Origin of the sequence: Streptomyces sp. NPDC019443 (genome assembly GCF_044389785.1) — a bacterium.
Lineage (GTDB): Bacteria > Actinomycetota > Actinomycetes > Streptomycetales > Streptomycetaceae > Streptomyces.
Genome location: NZ_JBIRYJ010000036.1, coordinates 1 through 19,757, shown reverse-complemented (window position 1 = coordinate 19,757; position 19,757 = coordinate 1). Strand labels below are relative to the sequence as shown.

At 68.7% G+C, this 19,757-nt stretch carries 19 protein-coding genes and 4 pseudogenes; 11 read left to right on the top strand and 12 right to left on the bottom strand.

The features are described 5' to 3' along the window. Positions 1–203: 203 nt before the first annotated feature. From ACH492_RS39715 to ACH492_RS39705, 3 genes are all read right to left on the bottom strand, one after another. Positions 204–1,031, bottom strand: a complete 828-nt coding sequence (locus ACH492_RS39715; protein ID WP_398994267.1) for a recombinase family protein — start codon at positions 1,029–1,031, stop codon at positions 204–206. Positions 1,032–1,542: 511 nt separating this feature from the next. Continuing rightward, a complete protein-coding gene (locus ACH492_RS39710) occupies positions 1,543–2,403 on the bottom strand; it encodes a class I SAM-dependent methyltransferase (RefSeq protein WP_398994265.1) in 861 nt (286 codons plus the stop codon). Between the two features lie 128 nt (positions 2,404–2,531). After that, positions 2,532–3,119, bottom strand: coding sequence for a helix-turn-helix domain-containing protein (locus ACH492_RS39705; protein WP_398994263.1), 588 nt, complete (start codon positions 3,117–3,119; stop codon positions 2,532–2,534). A gap of 97 nt (positions 3,120–3,216) precedes the next feature. On the opposite strand from ACH492_RS39705, the gene ACH492_RS39700 reads away from it, so the two are divergent. From ACH492_RS39700 to ACH492_RS39685, 4 genes and pseudogenes are all read left to right on the top strand, one after another. After that, on the top strand, positions 3,217–4,230 hold the full coding sequence (locus tag ACH492_RS39700; RefSeq protein ID WP_398994261.1) for an NAD(P)/FAD-dependent oxidoreductase: 1,014 nt from the start codon (positions 3,217–3,219) through the stop codon (positions 4,228–4,230). A 135-nt stretch (positions 4,231–4,365) separates the two neighbouring features. Next, a pseudogene (locus tag ACH492_RS39695) lies at positions 4,366–5,959 on the top strand (MFS transporter). A gap of 227 nt (positions 5,960–6,186) precedes the next feature. Next, positions 6,187–6,498 (top strand): DUF4158 domain-containing protein, encoded by a 312-nt coding sequence (locus ACH492_RS39690; RefSeq protein WP_398994259.1) that lies wholly within the window; start codon positions 6,187–6,189, stop codon positions 6,496–6,498. A gap of 510 nt (positions 6,499–7,008) precedes the next feature. Beyond that, a complete protein-coding gene (locus ACH492_RS39685) occupies positions 7,009–7,425 on the top strand; it encodes a hypothetical protein (protein ID WP_398994257.1) in 417 nt (138 codons plus the stop codon). Positions 7,426–8,213: 788 nt separating this feature from the next. Here ACH492_RS39685 and ACH492_RS39680 read toward each other — a convergent pair. The 3 genes and pseudogenes from ACH492_RS39680 to ACH492_RS39670 form a co-directional block, all read right to left on the bottom strand. Continuing rightward, a pseudogene (locus ACH492_RS39680) lies at positions 8,214–8,413 on the bottom strand (MBL fold metallo-hydrolase); the annotation flags it as partial. 177 nt (positions 8,414–8,590) lie between these two features. Beyond that, positions 8,591–8,986, bottom strand: coding sequence for a hypothetical protein (locus tag ACH492_RS39675; protein ID WP_398994255.1), 396 nt, complete (start codon positions 8,984–8,986; stop codon positions 8,591–8,593). 263 nt (positions 8,987–9,249) lie between these two features. Continuing rightward, complete coding sequence (locus tag ACH492_RS39670; protein ID WP_398994253.1) at positions 9,250–9,561, bottom strand: hypothetical protein; 312 nt, start codon at positions 9,559–9,561, stop codon at positions 9,250–9,252. Between ACH492_RS39670 and ACH492_RS39665 the strand changes: the two genes are divergently transcribed. Next, entirely contained in the window at positions 9,494–9,751 is a 258-nt protein-coding gene (locus ACH492_RS39665; protein WP_398994274.1) for a YihY/virulence factor BrkB family protein, read from the top strand. The genes ACH492_RS39670 and ACH492_RS39665 overlap by 68 nt on opposite strands. Before the next feature lie 150 nt (positions 9,752–9,901). Here ACH492_RS39665 and ACH492_RS39660 read toward each other — a convergent pair whose 3' ends face one another. Further along, positions 9,902–10,309 carry an actin-binding ADF family protein gene (locus tag ACH492_RS39660; RefSeq protein WP_398994252.1) on the bottom strand — a complete coding sequence of 136 codons (408 nt, stop codon included), beginning with the start codon at positions 10,307–10,309 and terminating at the stop codon, positions 9,902–9,904. Between the two features lie 825 nt (positions 10,310–11,134). Continuing rightward, on the bottom strand, positions 11,135–12,355 hold the full coding sequence (locus ACH492_RS39655) for an FG-GAP-like repeat-containing protein (RefSeq protein ID WP_398994250.1): 1,221 nt from the start codon (positions 12,353–12,355) through the stop codon (positions 11,135–11,137). 540 nt (positions 12,356–12,895) lie between these two features. Here ACH492_RS39655 and ACH492_RS39650 point away from each other — a divergent pair. Continuing rightward, entirely contained in the window at positions 12,896–13,282 is a 387-nt protein-coding gene (locus ACH492_RS39650) for a nitronate monooxygenase (protein ID WP_398994272.1), read from the top strand. After that, a complete protein-coding gene (locus ACH492_RS39645; RefSeq protein ID WP_398994270.1) occupies positions 13,165–13,716 on the top strand; it encodes an MFS transporter in 552 nt (183 codons plus the stop codon). Before ACH492_RS39650 ends, ACH492_RS39645 begins: the two co-directional genes overlap by 118 nt. Here ACH492_RS39645 and ACH492_RS39640 read toward each other — a convergent pair. Next, positions 13,635–14,390, bottom strand: coding sequence for a type 1 glutamine amidotransferase domain-containing protein (locus tag ACH492_RS39640; RefSeq protein ID WP_398994268.1), 756 nt, complete (start codon positions 14,388–14,390; stop codon positions 13,635–13,637). The two genes, ACH492_RS39645 and ACH492_RS39640, sit on opposite strands and share 82 nt — an antisense overlap. 164 nt (positions 14,391–14,554) lie before the next feature. Between ACH492_RS39640 and ACH492_RS39635 the strand changes: the two are divergent. Further along, a pseudogene (locus ACH492_RS39635) lies at positions 14,555–14,659 on the top strand (SAM-dependent methyltransferase); the annotation flags it as partial. Positions 14,660–14,735: 76 nt separating this feature from the next. On the opposite strand, the pseudogene ACH492_RS39630 reads toward ACH492_RS39635, so the two are convergent. The 3 genes and pseudogenes from ACH492_RS39630 to ACH492_RS39620 all read right to left on the bottom strand — a co-directional run. Then, a pseudogene (locus ACH492_RS39630) lies at positions 14,736–15,395 on the bottom strand (class I SAM-dependent methyltransferase); the annotation flags it as partial. A 305-nt stretch (positions 15,396–15,700) separates the two neighbouring features. Next, on the bottom strand, positions 15,701–15,907 hold the full coding sequence (locus ACH492_RS39625; RefSeq protein ID WP_398994248.1) for a hypothetical protein: 207 nt from the start codon (positions 15,905–15,907) through the stop codon (positions 15,701–15,703). Positions 15,908–16,966: 1,059 nt separating this feature from the next. Beyond that, positions 16,967–17,620, bottom strand: a complete 654-nt coding sequence (locus tag ACH492_RS39620; RefSeq protein WP_398994246.1) for a type III effector protein — start codon at positions 17,618–17,620, stop codon at positions 16,967–16,969. Between the two features lie 127 nt (positions 17,621–17,747). Between ACH492_RS39620 and ACH492_RS39615 the strand changes: the two genes are divergently transcribed. The 3 genes from ACH492_RS39615 (at position 17,748) to ACH492_RS39605 (ending at position 19,220) form a co-directional block, all read left to right on the top strand. Further along, positions 17,748–18,182, top strand: a complete 435-nt coding sequence (locus ACH492_RS39615) for an Hsp20/alpha crystallin family protein (RefSeq protein WP_398994244.1) — start codon at positions 17,748–17,750, stop codon at positions 18,180–18,182. Positions 18,183–18,289: 107 nt separating this feature from the next. Then, a complete protein-coding gene (locus tag ACH492_RS39610) occupies positions 18,290–18,679 on the top strand; it encodes a DUF2267 domain-containing protein (RefSeq protein ID WP_398994242.1) in 390 nt (129 codons plus the stop codon). A gap of 145 nt (positions 18,680–18,824) precedes the next feature. Beyond that, entirely contained in the window at positions 18,825–19,220 is a 396-nt protein-coding gene (locus ACH492_RS39605; RefSeq protein WP_398994240.1) for a DUF2267 domain-containing protein, read from the top strand. Positions 19,221–19,757: the final 537 nt, after the last annotated feature.

The window sequence follows — 19,757 nt, the reverse complement described above, 5'->3', positions numbered from 1 at the left end:
CCTTGGGCCGTTCAGCGTTGCGCCGGTTCACATAGGCCGGTGACCTGCGGCGTCCGGGTCTATGCGGGGCCGTACGGATCAGTAGGTCCCCGGGGGTGTGCGGCGGTCTGCTGGAGGCATGGGGCCGAGTAGGAACGGAACAGAAAACCGGTGTAGCCGTCAAATCTTTTGACGACCTGTGAGGTGGGCTTCCGCTCCTGCGCTCACGAGGCCACCTCCGTCTCCTGCTCGGCTTGGGCCAAGGCGCGGTACAGCGAGGCGACCGATGGGCTCGTGCCCGCGTTTTTGCCGGTCTTGATGGTGAGCTTCTTCGCGATGTCGGGGACGGGGACGCCCTTGTCCTTCAGCGCCTGGGCGAAGGTGAGCATGTCGTCGTCGATGACCTTGGGTCGTCCGCCGTGGTTGCCCTTCTTCGCGGCGGTGACCTGGCCTTCGAGGGTCTTCTCCCGGATGTAGTTGCGCTCGATCTGCCCGGCGACGGCGAGCACGGCGAAGAACATCGCGCCCATGCCATTGGGGTCGTAGATCCCGGTGAGCGGGCCGGTGAGGAGTTCGAGCTGGATGCCGGCGGCCTGCAGCTCGGTCGACAGCGTCATCAGTTCGGCCGCGTTGCGGGCCAGGCGCTTGAGCTCGTGGACGGTGAAGATGACCGGGGTGTCCGGGGCGGCCTCCTTGAACTCGCGGGCCAGCTTGAGCGCGGCCTCGAGCTCGGGCCGCACCTTGATCCGGGTGCTGATCTGCTCGGAGTAGATCTTGTGGCAGTCGGCCGCGGCGAGGGCTTCGAGCTGGCTCGCCAGTTCCTGCCTCGCGGTCGACGTCCTTGCGTAGCCGATGCGGATGGGCTTGCTGCCGCGCTGGGCGGGCACGGCGGCGGGCGCCGGTCCTTCCTTCCACGGCCGTCCGGGTCCACGGTCGGCGGGCACGGGCACTTCGAGTTCCTCGCGCAGCGCGGCAATGAGAACGAAGCGCGGGGTGTGGTACTTCGAGGCGGTCTTCCCGCCGCGCGTGCGGCACGGACTCCCGCCGGGCACCTCGCACTTCGGGCAGTCGTTTCGTTCTACCGCAGCTGCGGCTTGATTGGGCGCCAGATCGACGCGATCAGTGTGTCCGAAGTGTCTCGCAGAACCCCCGAGTTCTGAGAGGACTTCTGCGAATGGCGACCTGCGGAAACGTGATCACCTCGAGGGGGTCTCGCAGAACTCGCAGAGATGGTCATTTGTGAGAATGACCCTGCGTCACACGGACGTGCCGGGCTGGTTCCTCACTGCCCTTGTCCTTGATCCCTCGTTCGGCGCCATGGTGCTGAACGCGATGGACAAGCAAGTGCCTCGCTCTCGCGAAGGTGATTGTGCCGCTGCTGGAGCGCGGTTGCCCCGAGAGCAGTGGCGGCACGGCATGCCTCCGTCTGCTCTCTGGGGCGGTACGCCCGACCCGGCGTCTACGCAGTCGCCCGACGCGTTGCTGAGCGCGACCCCGCCGGACGTGACACCCCCTCGTTTGCGACTGGTGACAGCGTTCTTAACCGGCACCTCGTGTTCGGGGTCAGGTGCGGCGGGCGGCCCAGACGGTGCGCTCGGTGCGTACCGTCAGGTCGTCGCGGCGCAGGATGCTGTGCGGGCTGCTGGTGTCGAGGAGCTGGTCGAGCGCGGTGAGGTCCTCGGGGGAGAGCCTTTCGGCGATGACGCTGCGGATGCGCTGCAGGACGCCGGTGGCGTAGAGGCCGATCGCTTCGCTGCGGGAGCCTTCGATGTTCACGGCGATGGTGCGTTCGTCCTCGACTGTGAAGCCGGCGGCGGTCAGCATCGGGCCCCAGGCGGCGCCGCGGTGGGGCATGTGTTCGGCTTGGAGGCGGTCGGCCGCGGCGTGGACGCGCTCTTCCAGGCCGGGCCGGTCCTTGGGGGCGTTTTCGGGCAGGAAGCGGGGGTGGCCGACCAGTTCGACGACGGCGAAAAGGCCGCCGGGCGCGAGCGTGTCGTGGACGGTGCGCAGTGCGCGGTCGGGGTGGGCCATGTGGTGCATCGAGGCCGACGCCCATGCCAGGTCCGGTGAGCCGAGGTCGGGCCAGGCGTCGTCGTCGAGGTCGGCCTGCACGGTGCGTACGCGCTCCTGGACGCCGCGGGCGCACGCCTTGGTGCGCAGGCGCTGCAGGTGTTCGGCGGAGGTGTCGACGGCGGTGACGTGCGCGTCGGGGAAGCGGTCGAGGAGGGCGAAGGTGCCCGCGCCCGTGCCGCAGCCCAGGTCCACGATGTGGTGGGGGCCGGTATGCAGTGGCAGCCATGCGGTGATGGAGGCGGTGTGCTCGGCGAGGACCTCGGCGTCCAGGTCGAGGATCTCCGCCTGGCCGGCGGTTCCGTGCTCGTGGTGGTGACCGTGCGAAGCGCCGTGCGTCTGTGCGTTGTTCATGCTCTTCACGCTAAGACGGTTATGCGCCTGCGGCACGAAATCTTCCCGTTTACGCAATACGATGGTCGGGGGTGCTGCCCGACGCGCAAGAGGTCACCGCTGCGGAGGCCGTCGCGCGGGCCGTGCCGTCATTCGGGAGCGCCCTGAGCGTCGCCGCCGTCGCGCTGGTGGCCGCGGCGGGCGTCGCGGTCGAAGATGCCCAGGATCTCGCAGGGCCCGCCCTCGGCGCCGATGGCGTGCGGCATCATCGTGGGGAACTCGGCGGCCTGGTTGGTCTCGAGGCGGAAGCGGCGGTGGCCGAGCATGAGGATCGCGGTGCCGGACAGGACGACGAGCCATTCATGCCCCGGGTGGGCACGCATGCGCGCCGGGTTCTCGGGTGGTGGTTCGGTCATGCGCTGGCGCACCACGCTCATCCCGGGGTCGGCCTTGACGGTCCAGCGCATCTGGCCGTGGGTGCTGTCGATCGTCGGGCTGGTGACTACGTCGTCGGTGGCGGTCTCCACGAGCTGATCCAGCGTGGTGTCCAGGGCGCGGGCGAGAGTGACCAGCTGATCCAGTGCGAGGCGGCGCTGGCCGTTCTCGATGCGGCTCAGTGAGGACTGGCTGAGGTGGGCGCGGGTGGCCAGTTCCTCCAGCGACCAGCCCTGCGCCACCCGCAGAGCGCGGATGCGTTTGCGTACGAGGCTGTCCAGCTCTCCACCTTCTTGCGCCATGAGCAACATTGTATGCCCTTGATGCAATGCGGGGTTAGCGTCGTGTGCAGGTGGTCCGCAACGTCTGGGGCCACGCACGAGGAAAGGGTGGGAGGACATGGCTGTGACGACTTCTCCGTACGCGAGCGACGCACTGCCCGGTCGGACCGTCGACGCGGTGGTGATCGGCGGGGGCGCCGCGGGGCTGAACGGTGCGCTGATGCTCGCCCGCTCCCGCCGCTCGGTCGTCGTGATCGACAGCGGCTCCCCGCGCAACGCGCCGGCCGAGGCCATGCACGGCTTCATCGTCCTGGACGGCACCCCGCCCCTTGAGATCCTTCGGCGGGGCCGGGAGCAGGTGCGCCAGTACGGCGGGCGCGTCGTCTTCGGCGAGGTGGCCTCCGCCGAGCCCGCCGCCCCGTCGGCTGACGGGGATCTGCGGTTCACCATCACCCTGGCCGACGGCCGGAGCGTGAGTGCGCGCCGGGTCCTGGTGGCCACCGGCCTGCGGGACGTGCTGCCCGAGGTTCCCGGGCTCGCAGGGCACTGGGGCCACGGGGTGGTGCACTGCCCGTACTGCCACGGCTGGGGGGTGCGCGATCAGCCCATCGGCATCCTTGCCATCGGCCCGGCCTCCATCGCCCACGCACTCCTGTTCCGCCAGCTGACCGAGGACCTGGCCTACTTCAGCCACGGCACTCACCTGGATGAGGACACCCGCGCCCGCTTCGCCGCCCGCAGCATCCGCATCGTCGACACGCCGGTGCGGGAAGTCATCAGCGACGAGGACGGCACCCTCGCCGGGGTGCGCCTGACGGACGGCCAGGTCGTGGCCCGTCGCGTCCTTGCGGTCGCCACGCAGATGCAGGCCCGCATCGAGGGCCTGGACGGTCTGAAGCTGCCGATGGAGGACCTGCCCGACAACATGGGCCGCCGCTTCGCCTCCGGCATGGCCGGCACCACCGAGGTGCCGGGTGTGTGGGTGGCCGGCAACGCCACCGACCTTGCCGCCCAGGTCGGCGCCTCCGCAGCGGCCGGCGCCCTGGCCGGCTCCCACATCAACGGCCTGCTGGCCACCGCCGACACCGACGCGGCCCTCGCCGCAGCCCAGGGCGAGACCCTCGCCCCCTGACGTCCTGGCACGGCACCGGCCCACCGCTCGACCGCACCCGGCGATGCGCGCGGAGCCCGGGCCCCGCCCACCCCTTCACTCGGCGACCGGCGCTGCTCCGGCGCTGACTCGACATGCCCATTTTGAGAGGAATCCATGAGTACGAGCCAGCCCGTACGGGCCGTGCAAGCCAGCGGCGGAGGTGTCCCCGACGCGCGTCAGCTGCGCACGATCCTGATCGCCGTCTCCATCGCCCTGATGGCGGTCGTCGCCTCGGTGACCGGGCTGAACGTCGCGCAGACCCACATGGCCGTGGAATTTGGCGCCTCCCAGAGCACGGTCCTGTGGATCATCAACATCTACACCCTTGCCCTGGCCGCGCTGCTGCTGCCGCTCGGCGCTGTCGGCGACCGCCTGGGCCGCAAGCCCATGCTCATCGCCGGACTGGGGGTCTTCGGCATCGCCACCGTTGTCGCGGGCTTTGGCCCCGACGGCGGAGGTGATGCTCGCCTCGCGCGTGGCCAGCGGTATCGGCGCCGCGATGATCATGCCGATCACGCTTGCCGTCATCACCTCCACCTTCCCCGAAGAGCAGCGCGGCAAGGCGATCGGCGTGTGGACCGGTGTCGCCGGAGGCGGCGGCATCCTGGGCATGTTCCTCTCCGCGCTCCTCGTCGACGTCGCCGACTGGCGCTGGCTGTTCGTCCTGCCGGTGGTCCTGGCCCTCGTGGCCCTGGCCATGACGGTGAAGTCGGTTCCCAACTCCCGCGAGACCTCGGCCCACCGATTCGACACTGTCGGCGCGCTGGTCTCCACCGTCGCCGTAGTCGGCCTCATCTTCGTCCTGCAGGAGGGCCCCGAACGCGGCTGGACCGCCCCCGAGACGCTGATCAGCCTCGCCGTCGGCCTCATCGCCACTGTCGGTTTCGTAGCCTGGGAGCTGCACCGCCGCGACGCCTCGCTGCTGGACGTGCGGCTGTTCCGGTAGCGCGGTCTGGCCGGCGGCTCGATCACGCTTCTGGTGGTCTTCGGTGTCCAGGGGGGCATCGGCGTGGTCCTCTTCCCGTTCTTCCAGGCCGTACTCGGCTGGTCAGGGCTGCTGTCCACGGTGGCGATGATGCCCATGGCCGTCATGATGATGATGGCCTCCGGCCTGGCCCCCAGGCTTGCCGCCCGCATCGGCGCTCGCTCGACCATGGTGGTGGGCATTGCGATGGCCGGCGTCGGCATCGCGCTCATGGCCCTGTTCGTCTCCGTCGGCGGCGGCTATCTGTCCATCCTGCCCGGCCTGCTCGCCATGGGCGTCGGCATGGGCCTGTCGATGACCCCGTCCACGGAGGCCATCACCGCCTCCCTGCCGCGCGAGAAGCAGCGTGTCGCTTCCGCCCTCAACGACGTCACCCGCGAGTTCGGCACCGCACTCGGCGTCGCCCTGCTCGGCGCGCTCGTGTCCGCCGGCTACCGCAGCGCCATCGACGACAGGCTGCACGGCATCCCCAGGGGGGCCGCGGACACCGCCCGGGAAGGCGTCGCCAACGCCGTTGAAGCGGCGGGCAGCACCGGCCTGCATGCACCAGACGTGCTCCACGCGGCGCAGCAGTCCTTCGTCGACGGCTGGCAGCAGGCCATGTGGGTAGGCGCCGCCGTCATGGGCGTCCTGTTCGTCTACGTCGCCTTCCGCGGCCCCAAGAACACGCCCTCCGCGGTCGCGGACGAGACAGAAGCCGCTGAGGCCGTCGCCGCCTGCTGACCGCACAAGAGCCGGGGCTCAGCAAGCAGACCGCTCCGCGTAGACCGCGTTCGCCAGCCGCACGATCAGCCGACCGGGTCACGGCCCGGCTGATCGTGCGCCGGGTTCGTGACCTGGTCTATCACATGGGGTATTGCTCTGGTCTGGAATCAGAGATCGTCTCACGCACCGTCAGGTCACCTGGCACCGTCGCGCGCGAATCACGCCGACAGGTCAAGGAGCGGGCGGTGCCCACCAACTTTCTGAGCGACGAACAGCGCAGGCGCTTCGGTCACTTCACCGAGGACCCGGACGAGGGACAGCTCGCCGGGTCCTTCCTGCTGGATCAGACCGCACGGCGCCGGGCAATGGCCGCCCGCAGCGGGCGCAACCGGATCGGCTGGGCCGTTCAGCTCGGCACCATCCGCTACCTGGGCCCCTTCCTGGAGAATCCCGAGGAGGTGCCCGCCGTGGTGGTCGGTTATGTCGCCGAGCAGCTCGGTCTGGACCCCGGCGAGCTCGCCGGGTACGGCACCGGTGAGGCCCGCTGGGATCACTAGGAGCAGATCCGCAAGGAGTACGGGTACACGAAGTTCGAGTTCGACCAGTGGTTCGCGCTCGCCCGCTGGATGTACCAGCGGGCCTGGATCGGCAACGACTGGCCCGGACTTCGCGATGCCTGCGTCGGTGAGGTACCGCTCGGCCGCCGCGGCGTACGACGACGGTGGGGGTGACAGCGGCACGACCTGGGCGCGCGGCAGCCGGACCGCGCCTCGCTCTCCGGCGCGGCTGCCCATTCGAGCGCTACCTGTGCCCCCGCTCTGGTTCTGCCGCGGTAAATGCGTGCACGCGGCCCCGAGTCGCGATCTTGACGCGTGATCGAACGCTCAAGCCCCGCCGAAGGGGTGACCAGGGGAGCGCATCGGCACTTGTCTCGGACACCTCTCGGACAAGGTTCTGACCAGGCCGGACAACCCATACTCTGTCCGGGACAGCTCCCGCCTATTGCTGCCCTTCTCCGCCTTCACCACCCTTGAGGCCGTCAGTAGCGAAGACTGAAGGGGAAGACAATGCGTCTGTTGTTCAAGGGATTCGGAGTGACCACGGCTGCGGCCGCGGCCGCCTTCGCGTTGGCTGCGCCGGCGTCAGCGGTCGAGGTCCGGCAGCGGGTCACCCTCGCCAGCGTCGACGGCGACTACAGCGGCTCGATCGTGGTCGAGACCGGGGTCGTCAAGGCCAACGGGACAATCGAGGACACCGGATTCCACAGGGGGTCGAGCGCTCTCTACATCAACATCACATCGACGACCGGCACCTACAACATCCCGTTCGCGACGGTCGGCAACAATACGGCGTACACGTTCGCCACGCGCCAGAAGTCCTTCCCTGGCACATTCATCAGCGGGAAGGCCACCTTGTGCTCCTGGAAGAACTCGGGCAGTTCCGGCAGCACATGGTCGTGCGGCGCGTCCAAGACGATCGGCTGATCCAGCTCATGGGCGGCGGGATGTTCCGCTGCTCGTTGGCTGATACCGGAAGGCCAGCCCTGTGGCGTCGGCCCCGGGGAGTGGTGAGCTCGCATGTTGCGGTGTCGCGTATTCCTCGGTGAGGGTGGACCGGTGTCACCATGTGTGGTCGCCGGGGGTGTATCGACTCACCTCGTCGCTCTGATCAAAGTCCCGGCAGGTCGCGTACTGAGGCCTTTGAGAGTGGTGATCGTCGTTGTTCATCGCCCCGGCGCCGGGATGGCGGTGGGCCGACGGACCGGTGAGGGATCGGCCTCTCGCCGGTCAGTCGCCGATCTTGTCGACCGGGCGGGCGAAGAGGTAGGTCTCCTTGCTGACCACGTCCCCCTTGTCGAGCGAGGGCGTGCACCCGTCGTCCACACCGTCGCTGGGCACGCAGTCCGCCCCGACCACCGACAGACGGCTGCAACACGTGAGGCGGCACCCTTTGTCCTCAGTCGCCACACCCTGCATGGGCGGGTACGACTCGGAGTCAGGCCGACGTGCAGCGGGCGTACCGGCCGCCACCGACACGGGTGGACTTCTGCGCGAAGGCTGCCGCCACTCGCGGAACCAACCTCATGAGACGGCACACTCTAAAACTGACGGACGTTATTGACAGGTGGGTCTCTCGTATCTAGGAGACCTGCATGATGACCGAACGCGAGCTTTCAAGGCGGGCACCGGCCGGCGGCGCTGCGCCATGTGGAGGAGGTGAGCGGCAATGTGGCCGCAACCTGCCGCTAGTACGGCATCAGCCGCCAGTGCCGGCCCGCTGCGTCCAGTAGCGATGCAGCGATTCGCGCGCAGCCCGCTCGCGGGGTGAGGTCAACTTGCGCGGGCCCGGCGGGGTTCGCCGGGCCTATGTGCGCGTAGTAGGCCGGTACGGCGAGCAGCTCGGCGACGAACGTGTCCACGTCTGGGTCAGCGCGGCATTGCTCCTGCGCTCCGCGCCGATACTCGACCAATCTGATGACCGGCGCTACCACTTGGGCCCCTGGTGGTAGGGGCTCGGGTGGCATGGCGCGTCGAAGCGGGGTGGCCCAACCGGGACACCCAATTCCATAGCGTGTCGCGGGAAAGCACCGCAGGTCGATAAGGGTGCTCCCGCGCATGGGGGGATGGACCAACCGCCGGTGTCTGCCCGTTAGGCGACGCTGATCTTCAAGCTGCCGCTGGCGAGTGCGCTGACACTCGCTGAAGCACCCGGTGCGACCGTAATGCTGGCGCTGCCGCCACCTGAGAAGACCAGGGTGGCGTTGGTGTTGTTGGTCACCGTCGAGACCAGCGACACCTGGGCCCCGGTGTCAAAGGTGGCGCCGACGGAGAGCTTTGAGGCGGGAATGGTGACAGTGCCGCCGGCCGACAGGCTGATGCGCACCGAGCCCGTCACAGCCGCGGCGGACTGGACGTCAGCGAAGACGGCATGTACCGGTGCGGCTGAAACCGCGGAGGCGCTTGGATGGAATGCGATCAGGCTGCCCGCGGCTGCGAGAGCGACAGCGGCGGCGATCTTGGCTGTAAGGCGGTGGGGCGGGCGCATGGAACCTCCAGGGCAGGAGCGAAGGGTCTCCAGGACAACAGCAGTGCCTGGTTTGACCCCATAGATAGCCCCAAGTAGCGAAGCGGATGCAATGTGACATGCGAGCGGCTCACGTCGAGCGCTGAATCCGCCCGAACAGCCCTGACCCTGCCCGCCCGTAGGCAGGCACGACAGCATCCACTGAAGGCCGCCACAGCGGGCAGCCGTCGGGAGCGGACAGCTGTCCTGCGAGGTCTCAGTACTTCCTTCTTGACGGCTTCTCGTCAGGAGACGCCCGACGATTCTTCTGGGTGCCCATGCCTTTGACGTAGAGCCGGGTTATCGGCAGGGGTTCTTGCGGGGGCTGACAGCGAGTTCGTCTTACCGTGGAAGACTTGGAAGTGGATGTCCTCGATGACGACCGTGACGGCCTTTTCGGCATCCCGGCGTTCAGTCTGGTCATCGCGCTGCCGTACTTGGCGGCCCCGAACGTGAAACGCCGTTTCCCACTGGGTCAGCCCCGGCAGCATCTTCGCGGTTGTCATCTGGATCATCGCCTCCGCCGCCTTCGCCCAGCACGTGGCGAACTTCAGCACCTACGACAAGACATACAGCAGCCTGGCCGCAGTCGTCATCTTCCTGATCTGGCTGTGGCTCTCCAACATCGCCATCCTCGTCGGCCTGGAGTTCAACGCCGAACGCGCACGCGGCCGCGCCATCGAAGCCGGCCACCCGCCGGAGCAAGAGAGCCCCCTATGCCCAGCTCCGCGACACCCGCAAAAATGAAGCTGCCTGCCCCCCGCCCATGCACCCGCCCATGCACCCGCCTGGGCTCCCGTGCTGGGCGCCCAAGACCGGGACCCCGTGCTGCGCGGATTCGAGGCTTCGGCAAGGAAGGCCGTTGAACCGCCACAGGCCAAGGAGGCTGTGGCTGGGTCAAGAAGCCCGGAATACGAGTGCGTCGTACTCCACGTCGGACAGCTCCGTGGCCTGTACGTAGACCTGGACACCGTCGAGCATGTTCCGGAGCGTGTCGTAGCTGGAGGAGTGCACCATCCTCTGCTTGATCTCCGTGGCCTCGGGGCACCAGGAGATCATCACAATCATCTGCCTCCGGCTCCCGTCCGACGTCGCGAAGACCAGGTCGTAAACGACAAGCCGAGGCTCGGCGGCTGGCAGAGACTCCAGTAGTTCGTCGTGCGTCAGGTTTCCCTTGAAGTCGAGGATGACGGTCTCCAGATTGTCACCGAGCCGGTAGATCACTGTGTTGATCTCCCGCTCGCTCTTCAGCTCCTGGAATGCGCTGATACAGCTGTCTTCCACTCCTGGGATACCACTGCTCACGACGAGTCCTTCTGATCATTGGGAGAGCAGGTCGAGCGGCTCAACGAACTGGTCCCCCGGGAGGTTCTGGGCCGCTGGCCCTACCCGCTCGCCCACGATCTGGCCGAGGCTACTGGTCAAGAGGAAATCAAAGTGGCCAACTCGCGCGAAGAGCCTGACGGGTCCCAGCCATTCGCGGCGCCCCCGGGCTCGATGCCGAGTCGCCGCCCCGACGGCCCACAGGTCGTTCCGGCAACAGGCAGGGCAGCCGTCAGACAGTGGTCGATGGAACCCGGACTGCGGCGGATTACCGAGGCCGAGCGGTTGAGAATCATTGGCTTGATCAAACGGCCACCGCCAGGTCGACTGACCACGCAGGCCGACGGCGAACTCGCCGCAGAGGACGCGGCGGGGCCGCCGGAATGGACGCTGGATGCACTGTCCCAACAAGCCCGGACGATGGGAATCGAGGTCGGCCGGTCGCAGGTGCGCAGGATCCTGCTGGCCGAGGGCGTGCGTTGGCGCCGCACCCGTTCCTGGACCCGCTCGAAGGACCGGGACTTTGAGGGAAAGGACGCGGACCATCGAGCTCTACACCTGCCCGCCCGACGGCGCGACGGTCGTCTGCGCCGACGAGCTCGGACCGTTGATCCCCGGTACCTTCCCGCCGATGCCGGGCTGGTCGCCGGACGGACACCGCATCAAGAAGGAGCTCGACTACGGCCGCGGCCCGGAGAAGACCTGGGTCTACGGCGCCCTGCGCATAGCCGACGGCCAGCAGATCACGATGACCGCGCCCTCACGTGCGAAAGGACCTCCGCCCGGAAGCGGAGGCCTTTCCCTCGGTCAGAAGAAGCCGTTCAGGTTCCACCAGTCGGTGGCCGTCTCCTCGCGCGGGTCCAGCGCGCCGTTGCCGCTGCCCGGGTACACGAGCTGGCAGCCGACGCCTCGGCAGCCTTGGCCGACATAGCTGCTCTTGGTGGTGGTGACGAGGTCGGCACGGCCGTCGCCGGTGACATCGCCCAGGCCCAGGAACGTGTCCATGCCGTTCCAGCCGCTTTTGCCGATCAGCACACGGGACCCGAGGGCCCCGGCCTTGCCCGGGTACAGCCACAGCTCCCCGGTGGAGGCCTTGCGGGCGATCAGGTCCGCACGGCCGTCACCGTTCATGTCGCCGGCCCCCACCAGGGCGCTCATGCCGGTCCAGCCGCTGCTGCCGATGAGCTTGCGGGCACCGAGGGTGCCTGCGGCGGTGCCGGGGTACAGCCAGAGCTTGCCCGTGACCTTCTCGACGGCCAGCACGTCCGAGCGGCCGTCGCCGGAGAGGTCACCGTAGGCGACGATCCCGCTCATGGCGTTCCAGCCGCCGTTGCCCATGAGCTTGCGCGCACCGAGGCTGCCGGTGCCGGCGCCCGGGTACAGCCACAGCGTCCCGGTGGACGCCTCGCGGGCGATCACGTCCTCGCGGCCGTCACCGCTGAAGTCGCCGTGGCGGACGAGGACGTTCATGGCGTTCCAGCCACTGTTGCCGACCAGCTGCCCGGTGCCGTCGCCGCGCAGGAACCACAGCCGGCCCGCCTTGTCCCGGACGAGGACGTCGGCCCGGAGGTCGGCGTTCAGGTCACCGAAGCCCGCCGCCTGGGGCGCGGTCGTGGCGTACCACTCCGGGTAGGCCGGGAGGAAGCACTCCCGCTCGGTGGGGACGAGGCTCACCGAGCTGACGGTGCGGTGGGAGTAGCCCCACTCGGTACCCGCGGGGTCGGGGTCCCAGATGGAGACGCCGCCGTTCCGGCTGTAGTTCGTGTCGTCGTGCAGGCAGGCGAACTTGGACGTGCGGTTCACGACGGACTGGAACGTGTTGTCCCACGTCCCCAGTGTCGCCTTGTTCGCGTTCGTCTTGAACATGGTGCCCGTGCCGTTGTCGGTCTTCCAGGCACAGAAATAGCCCGACGGGCAGTCGCTGATCGCGGCCTGTGCGGGCGTCGCGCCCGCACCGAGGAGCCCGAGCGAGGTGAGCCCCAGCGTCGTGGCCATCGTGGCCAGGCGCCGAAGCAGTGAAACGCGCATTTCTTCCCTCCCTGACGCGGCGCGGAGAGACGCTCGACGTGCCGCGGGAGGAAGATACCTTGCCGACGATCACTCCATCGCGCGCGTCGCCATCTCGTGCGGCAGGCCCGGTTCCACGAACGGATCGTGGTCGGAGGGCGGGAACGCCGGTCCAGCGGCCAGGTCGGGCCGTCGAGCACGGGGATGCCGACGAAGGAGGGGCACTCGCATACCGGTCCCGGCCCGTTCTCAAGCGCCGATGCAGTACCTTCGGGGCTTCCACGCGCGGATCTCCAGGTTCACGATGACTGCGTCAGGATCGAGATGGCCGGTGGCGGTGAGCCATGTGTGTACTGCGGCGGCGACGTCTCCGCCGACTGCGTCGCCCATGGCTTTGAACTGGACGCCGTCGAAGCCCTCTTCGCCTGAGCCGGGACCGCCGACGTTGCGGCCGTTGGCAGGGGCAGGGACTATAGGACCGGTTCGTCGTCCGCGAAGACGCTCGCGAGGAGCTCGCCAAGACGCCGGCCACCGGCTACCGCGTGTGGGGCCAGGGCCGTGATGTTGTCCTTCGGGGACCCGAGCCCGTTCGCTGAGCGCATCCGCGCGGCGGGCACGGTGCTGATCACTCAGGTGACCGACCTGGAGGAGGCCAAACGGGCGGTTGACCTCGGCGCCGATGTCATCGTGGCGCAGGGCACCGAAAGCGGTGGGCATGGGGCCCGACAAGGGCGTTCTACCTTGCCGTTCGTGCCGGTCGTGGTGGATCTTGCGGCACCAGTGCCGGTACTGGGATCGCCGACGGCCGCGGTGTCGCGGCGGCCCTGGCGCTGGGCGCCGCGGGGGCGCTCGTCTGCACCCGCTTCCAAGCCACGACCGAGGCCCTGGTGGATCCCTCGAACGCCGGTCTGGCGCTTGCCGCTCTCTGGCTGGAGTCGACGTTTGTGATCGTCGCGGGCTTCCTCTTCTTCATCTTCCTGAACGCCGCGTCCAGCGCGCTCACTGCGGTCTGCTCCCTGGAGGTGTTCCCGACATCGGTCCGCATGACCGGAGTCGGCTTCGCCACGGCGATGAGCCGCGTCGGTGCGGCGGTGGGCACCTTCCTGCTCCCGATGGGACTCGACCGCTTCGGTGTGGAGTTCGTGCTGCTCGTCGGCGCGGGTGTGCTGGCGCTCGGGGGAGTGGTGTCGCACTTCCTGGCCCCGGAGACCACGAACCTGGACCTGGCGACGGCGGCGCGCACGGCATGCGGCGTGAGGTGGCGCAGGCCCACCGGCAGTGGCCCCGGGTGGTACGGGGGTCAGGGCGGCGGGGGGTCCAGGAGTTTGATGAAGCGGCGGGCGAAGAGGTACGCGTCGCCCGGCCAGCGGGCGGAGAGGTAGTTGCCGTCCTCCACGACGAACGCGGGAGTGTCGTCCGTGGCTGTCCCGCGGGTAGTAAGGGACTTGGGGCCGCGTTCGAACTGCCCGCCCGGGTCGGCCAGTGCGGCCCTGACCTCGTCCTCCACGTAGGCGGGATAGGTCCGGTAGTAACGGCCGAGCCGCCAAGCCGTCGTCAGATAGGCCGTCCGCTCCATGTACTTCGGCAGACATGTCGTACGGCGATCCGCGAGCACACTCCGGTCTGAGCCGTCCTCACGCGCCCGCGCCAGGACCAGCACGCCGTGGCAGATCGCCCCGACGGGCCTGTCCAGCGCCCAGAACCTCGCGACCTGCTGCTGCAGCCCGGCGGAGCCGAGGTACTGCCGCATCCCTGGTGCGTGACCGCCGGGCAGGATCAGCCCGTCGAAGCCCGTCACGTCGAGATCCGCCCACGCCACGGTGGCGCTGAACTCCTCGGACCGGCCAAGCTGTTCGTAGAAAGCCTTCGGTTCCCTCTCCGCGCCGAGCTGCCCGAAGAGCACACCTGTCAGGAGCCTCGGATCCGCCGCGGGCCGCGTGCCCGCGTGCTCGGTGGCGAAGACGACCTGGTGCCCGGCGCCGGTGAGCATCCGCCAGGGCACGGCCACTTCGGTGACGTCGAAATCGCGGTCGGGGACCGGCATCAGCACACGCATCCGTCCATGATGGCAGGCAAAATTGGCAGGCGGTGTGACCAACTGGCCTGACAGGACGGCGCGATGCCTGGCCATCTGTTCGCCGATCCCGGTCTCGGCGCGTTGTACGACGTACTCAACCCGGCCGAGGACCGGGGCGCTTCGGCTTCTATCTGCCCTTGGTGATGTTCGCCCGGTCCGTGCTGGATGCCGGCTGTGGCACCGGCACGCTGCTGCACTCCGCCCGGGAGGCCGGTCATGGCGGACGGCTGTGCGGTGTGGACCCGGCGGAGGGGATGCGGGAACAGGCACGGCTGCGTACGGGCATCGAGTGGGTTCTCTGCGACCTCGGGACGGGTGGCTGCAGCTGCGTTCAAGCGCCTGCCCGCCGGAAACGACATGCCGCTCAGGGCCCAGGAGCCCGGCCCGGGCGAGCGCCGCCGCCTCGCCCCCGGGCGTCCCTTGCGGCAGCACCCCGCGGCCGGCGCGCCTCACCGGTCCCAGATAGTGCTTGACCAGCCGGTCCAGTGCGGCATAAGGCACGGCCGGATACGGAAGACCGTCAACGCTGCGGGTCTCGGTCTTCAGGTCAGAAATGTGCACCAACGTCCCTCCCGGCCGGAGCATGTCCCGGATGGTTGCCGCCACCAGGTCGCGGTCCATCCAATGGAAGGACTGGCCGAAGACCGCCACAGTGAACGCGCAGAGGCCTGCCGGAAGATCCTCGGCTCGGGCCTGCACCCATTCCGACTTCCCGATCACTCCAGCATCTTCGGCCTGGCGTCCGGCTTCGGCGATCATCCCGCTGTCCGGGTCCACACCGACGACCTCACTGAACAAATGCGCCAAGCTCAGGGCGAGGGTGCCTGGTCCACATCCCACGTCGATGAGACGTCCGCTCCCGTCGAGCTTGAGAACCTCGGCCAGCATCTCCACCGGCCCAGGGGCATAAGGCAGCCGCCCGTGCTGGTAATAGCCGGCCGTTCCTGAGAACAAGGTTTCGTCCCACTCCCAGCCGTCAACCACTTCCAGCCTCCACCCGTCACGAAGCCATGCCTCTGACCGAAGGCCCGATGATTCCACCACTTGATCAGGAGTGAGGCATTCGTTTGATGCGGTCCGCTGGAGCGCCGACGAACTCGGCCGACTTCGACGTCTGACCACCGTGCGGTCGTGAGTGGTCCGAGCGGTTCCAACCGTCCGGGACACTCACGACGCCGGAGCAGCAGGGGGCTTGCCTGGCGACTTCGGCCAGTTCATCCAGCCTCGTCAGCTTCCGCGGGTTTCACACCACGTAGACGCGGGTGACCGCCCGTTCTCCACCACGAGGCTCACCGCGGCCCGGCTCGCCGTCGATCTCGATCGCCCGCAGGCGCGCCGTTGAGCCATACGGTCTTCGTCTCGAACGCGGCCAGCGCCCGGTTCGCGGGCGCGAGCAACTTCGCCACCGGTTGAACCCCGTGGATCGGAGCCAGAGCGGCGGTCACAGCCCCGCCACCATCGGCGATCAGGACCACGTCCGGCGCCATGACCTCCATCAGCTCCTGCAACTGCGCGGTGTCATGACCGGCTTCGACGGCCAGGCCTTGTCTCTGTCGCAGTCCTTCCGCTTCGGCTCCGCCTCGCCGATCGTGATAGTCGGCGGTGCGTGTCCGGGCCCATGAACCGCGCGATCCGGGCAGTCTTGGAGCCCAGGAATTCCCTCGCGTCGCGGCCCAGGCACGCCGCGGCGACCGGATTCGACGCCGACCGTGGCGAGCCAACGCCGTGCAGTCGACCGCCTCGGCGGCTCCGCACAGGAAGAACAGGTGCGCATGCCTGGCCGCTCGGCCGCGTTCATAGGTGGTGGGAGGGCAAGCCGGTCCGAGGCTTGGACCTCAACCGGGCACCGCGCCCGCGAACTCGTCACCAGGGCTCCCTCGTCGAGGCGGGCTGCCGCATCGTCATCCTCGAAGACCAACGCGAAGAAGCCCAGCGCATCAACGAAGAACTGCGCCACCCCGCTACCGGGCCCCCGCCACAGGTCCGACGCCCGATCCTCCTGCCTGCTCCGTCCTGCTGGGGACCGGACCCATGCAGCGCGCCCGCACGATCCGGCCAGGGTCCTCACGAGGCGTATGAGCTAGGCGATTGCGTCGGGCTCGCGGACGGTCCGGTACGGCCGCATGCACCAGCCGGGGCGTGGGTTCCGGAGGCAGTGCGCCTCGGCGAGGTGCTGGGCGTTGGGGAACTACTGGCAGTTGGTGAGGGATCCTCGGAGGGGGCGGCCGAGGTCGGCGTGGACCAGGTGGACCAGGTGGGGGAGGGCCAGCCCGACCAACGCGAGCCGGTGGGGTGGCCTGGCAGGCGCTGGAAAGCTGGCGCCGGCCGCGCTTGTCGGTGCGGTGCCCGACCTCCGCCCAGTCCCCGCCCATCGCCTTGTGGACCCGCACCGTCTCGCCCAGCGGGTAGTAGGTCGTGTTCCCGGCGTTCGCGTACCTGGCCACCGGTGCCAGTGCCTCGATCATGGGCCGGTGGGCGTGGTTGGAAGAGCGAAACTCCAGCATGCCCAGCAGCTTGATCAGCCCGAGCCGGTAGGGGTTGGTGTACGACGCCTTTCAGCGGTGGTCGCCGACGTCTTGGCGGAGCTGATCGGTATGCCGGGTGATGGTGTCTATCCGGGACGCGAGATCTGGATGGTGGGCCTTCAGGTAGGTGTGGGTGTCGGTCAGTGGGCCGACGAGGTTGGCAGCGTCATTGTCGGCGAGGGCTTCCGCGAGCCTGGCAAGGGGAGTGCGGGCGCCGGTGGGGAGGTCGGTGAGGTCGGTGAGGGCGGTGATCTGGCCGGCGATCTGGCGTAGGTCGGCGGCGTTGTCGCGGGCCCAGGCGGTAACGCTGCGATCGGCGGCGCGGCGGCCGCGGGTCGCCTGTACGCGCTGTTCGGCGGTGGTGCCGGGAGTTCCGGGGCGTACGCGCAGGTAGCGGCGTTCGGCGGCCTGCCGGCTGGCGACTCCGAGGGGGTGGGCAAGGTCGGCCCAGCTGGCGCCCGCCGTACGGGCTGCTTCGATCAGTCCCGGCTCCCATCCGGCGAGCTGCTCGCGCAGCTCGCGCAGCAGAACCAGAGTAGCCAGGGCCTGCTCTGAGCTGGCCCGCCCGGGTTCGGGACCGGTCTGTGGCCTCTGCGCGGTGCGTACGGCCTCGTTGATCGTGCTCAGCGCTGCCGCGGCGGCGAAGAAGGATGTGGGGTTGCTGGGCTGGTCGGCTGCGGTCATGGAGTCCCTTTCGTAGGTGTCACCCTTCTGACGACATCATGCTTGTCATCGTTTGGATGACATGTTACAACGGTGTCAGGTGAAGCGCATTGGCAGTTCCTGCCCGACCCTTTGGAGGTGTTTCGCGATGTTGATGCGCACCGACCCGTTCCGCGAACTCGACCGGCTCGCCCAGCAGCTGACGGGGGCAGCCGGTACGTGGTCCAGGCCCTCGGCGATGCCGATGGACGCTTATCGCGAGGGCGAGGAGTACGTGATCGCCTTCGATCTGCCCGGTGTCGCGAAGGATGCGATCGACATCGACGTCGAGCGGAACATGCTGACCGTCAAGGCCGAGCGGCGACCGGTCGCGAAGGCCGATGATGTGCAGATGGAGCTCTCCGAGCGGCCGCTGGGCGTCTTCTCCCGCCAGCTGGTTCTGGCCGATACTTTGGACACTGAGCGCATCAGTGCCGACTACGACGCCGGGGTCCTGACCCTGCGGATTCCGATCGCCGAGCGCGCCAAGCCCCGCAAGATCGCCATCGGCGGGGAGTCCGCGCACAAGCAGATCAGCGGCTGAGCCACACTCACCCGAGCCAGCGGCGGAGGACGGGAAGTGATCTCCCCCTCCAGACCCGTCCTCCGCGCTTCGTACCAGCACCATGACGGAAGGGGGCAGTGGTCGCCATGCGATGGGAAGCGTTCCTCGACCAGGTGCAGGAACGCGGCGAGTACGGCACACACCAGGAAGCCGAACGGGCAGCACGCACCGTTCTGGCGCTGCTGGGCGCACATCTGGTGGGTGAGGTCCGGGCCGCGCTGGCAGCCCGGCTCCCCGACACCTTCGCCATGATCCTGCTCAACCCACTGCAGGCCGCTGAACCCCTCGCTGCGGACCGGTTCGTGCGGGCCACCGCGGCCTGGATCGAGGGGGCCACCGAACAGACCGCGACCTGGGATGTCAGCGCCGTGCTGAGCGTGACCGCCGACGCGGCGGGTGAGGAACTCACCCGCCGCATCCTGCTCCAGCTTCCCCCGGGCTACGACCTCCTCTTCGGCCGCCCCGAGCGCACCTGACGCGGGGAGAGGCCAGCCCCCCTCGCGAGTTCAGCAGCGCAGGCCGGTGCATGCCCCGTTCGCACCCAAGAGAAGCCTCAGGACGAGAAAGGCAACCACTCCACCGATGCTGCCCCTACCCGAACCGGCCCCGACCACACCGGGCATGACGTTCAATCAGATGCTGGACAGGATCCGCTACGAAGGCGCGTATCCCACCCGCGAACGAGCCGAGGACGTCACACGCGCCGTGCTGGCCGCCCTCGGCCGTCAGCTCACCGGCGACGAACGGGTCGACCTCGCCGCCCGCCTCCCCACCGAGGCCGCCCTCACCTTCACCGCCCAGATCCCCGACACCGAATCACTCACCGGCTGGGGCTTCGTCAAGGACCTCGCCACCCGCACGGGCGGCACCCCCGCCACAGCACGCTGGGACACCGGAGCCGTTTTCGCCACCGTCGCCCACCTCGCCGGCCCCGGCCTCCTCGACCGCGTCCTCGCCCAGCTCCCCTCCGGCTACGCGCTCCTGTTCGGACGAGCCGAACTCACCCAGGCTGCCTGACCGGTCCAGAAGGGCAGGGACATCGGCACGGCCGCTGCCCTCGCGGTCCCCCCACCACCTCACTCATACGGTGAAGTTGTTCCGTCGACGTCGAGTTGGATCGCAGGATCGATCGGATCAAGGTTGGTGGCGAGCGCCGTCGCCGGTGCCGCGCCCTTCCTTCCTCGCCGCCGTGCTGATCGGCGTGGCGTGGTTCTCACCCGACAAAAGCTCGGCGAACAGCCCTGGCGAGGAGACATCCGCCCCGGCGCACCTTGATACGGAACCGACGCCGAGCCGCGATCTCGACACGGCCCCCGCCGCCTCCCCACTCCCGACGACGCCTCAGCCGGCCAGTGGAGCGACAACGAAGAGGAAGACGGCAGGAAGGAAGGACACAAGGGCGAGGACGAGAAGGGACGTCAGAGCGAGAAGGACGAGTGACCTGGCCTAATCCTGTTCTCTAGTAGGACTCCGTTAGGTCTGTCTCGATCTTGGCGTCGTGTGTGTCCTGCTGGGAAGGGGCTGTTGGCAGGTGGTGCAGACGCCGGTCCAGCA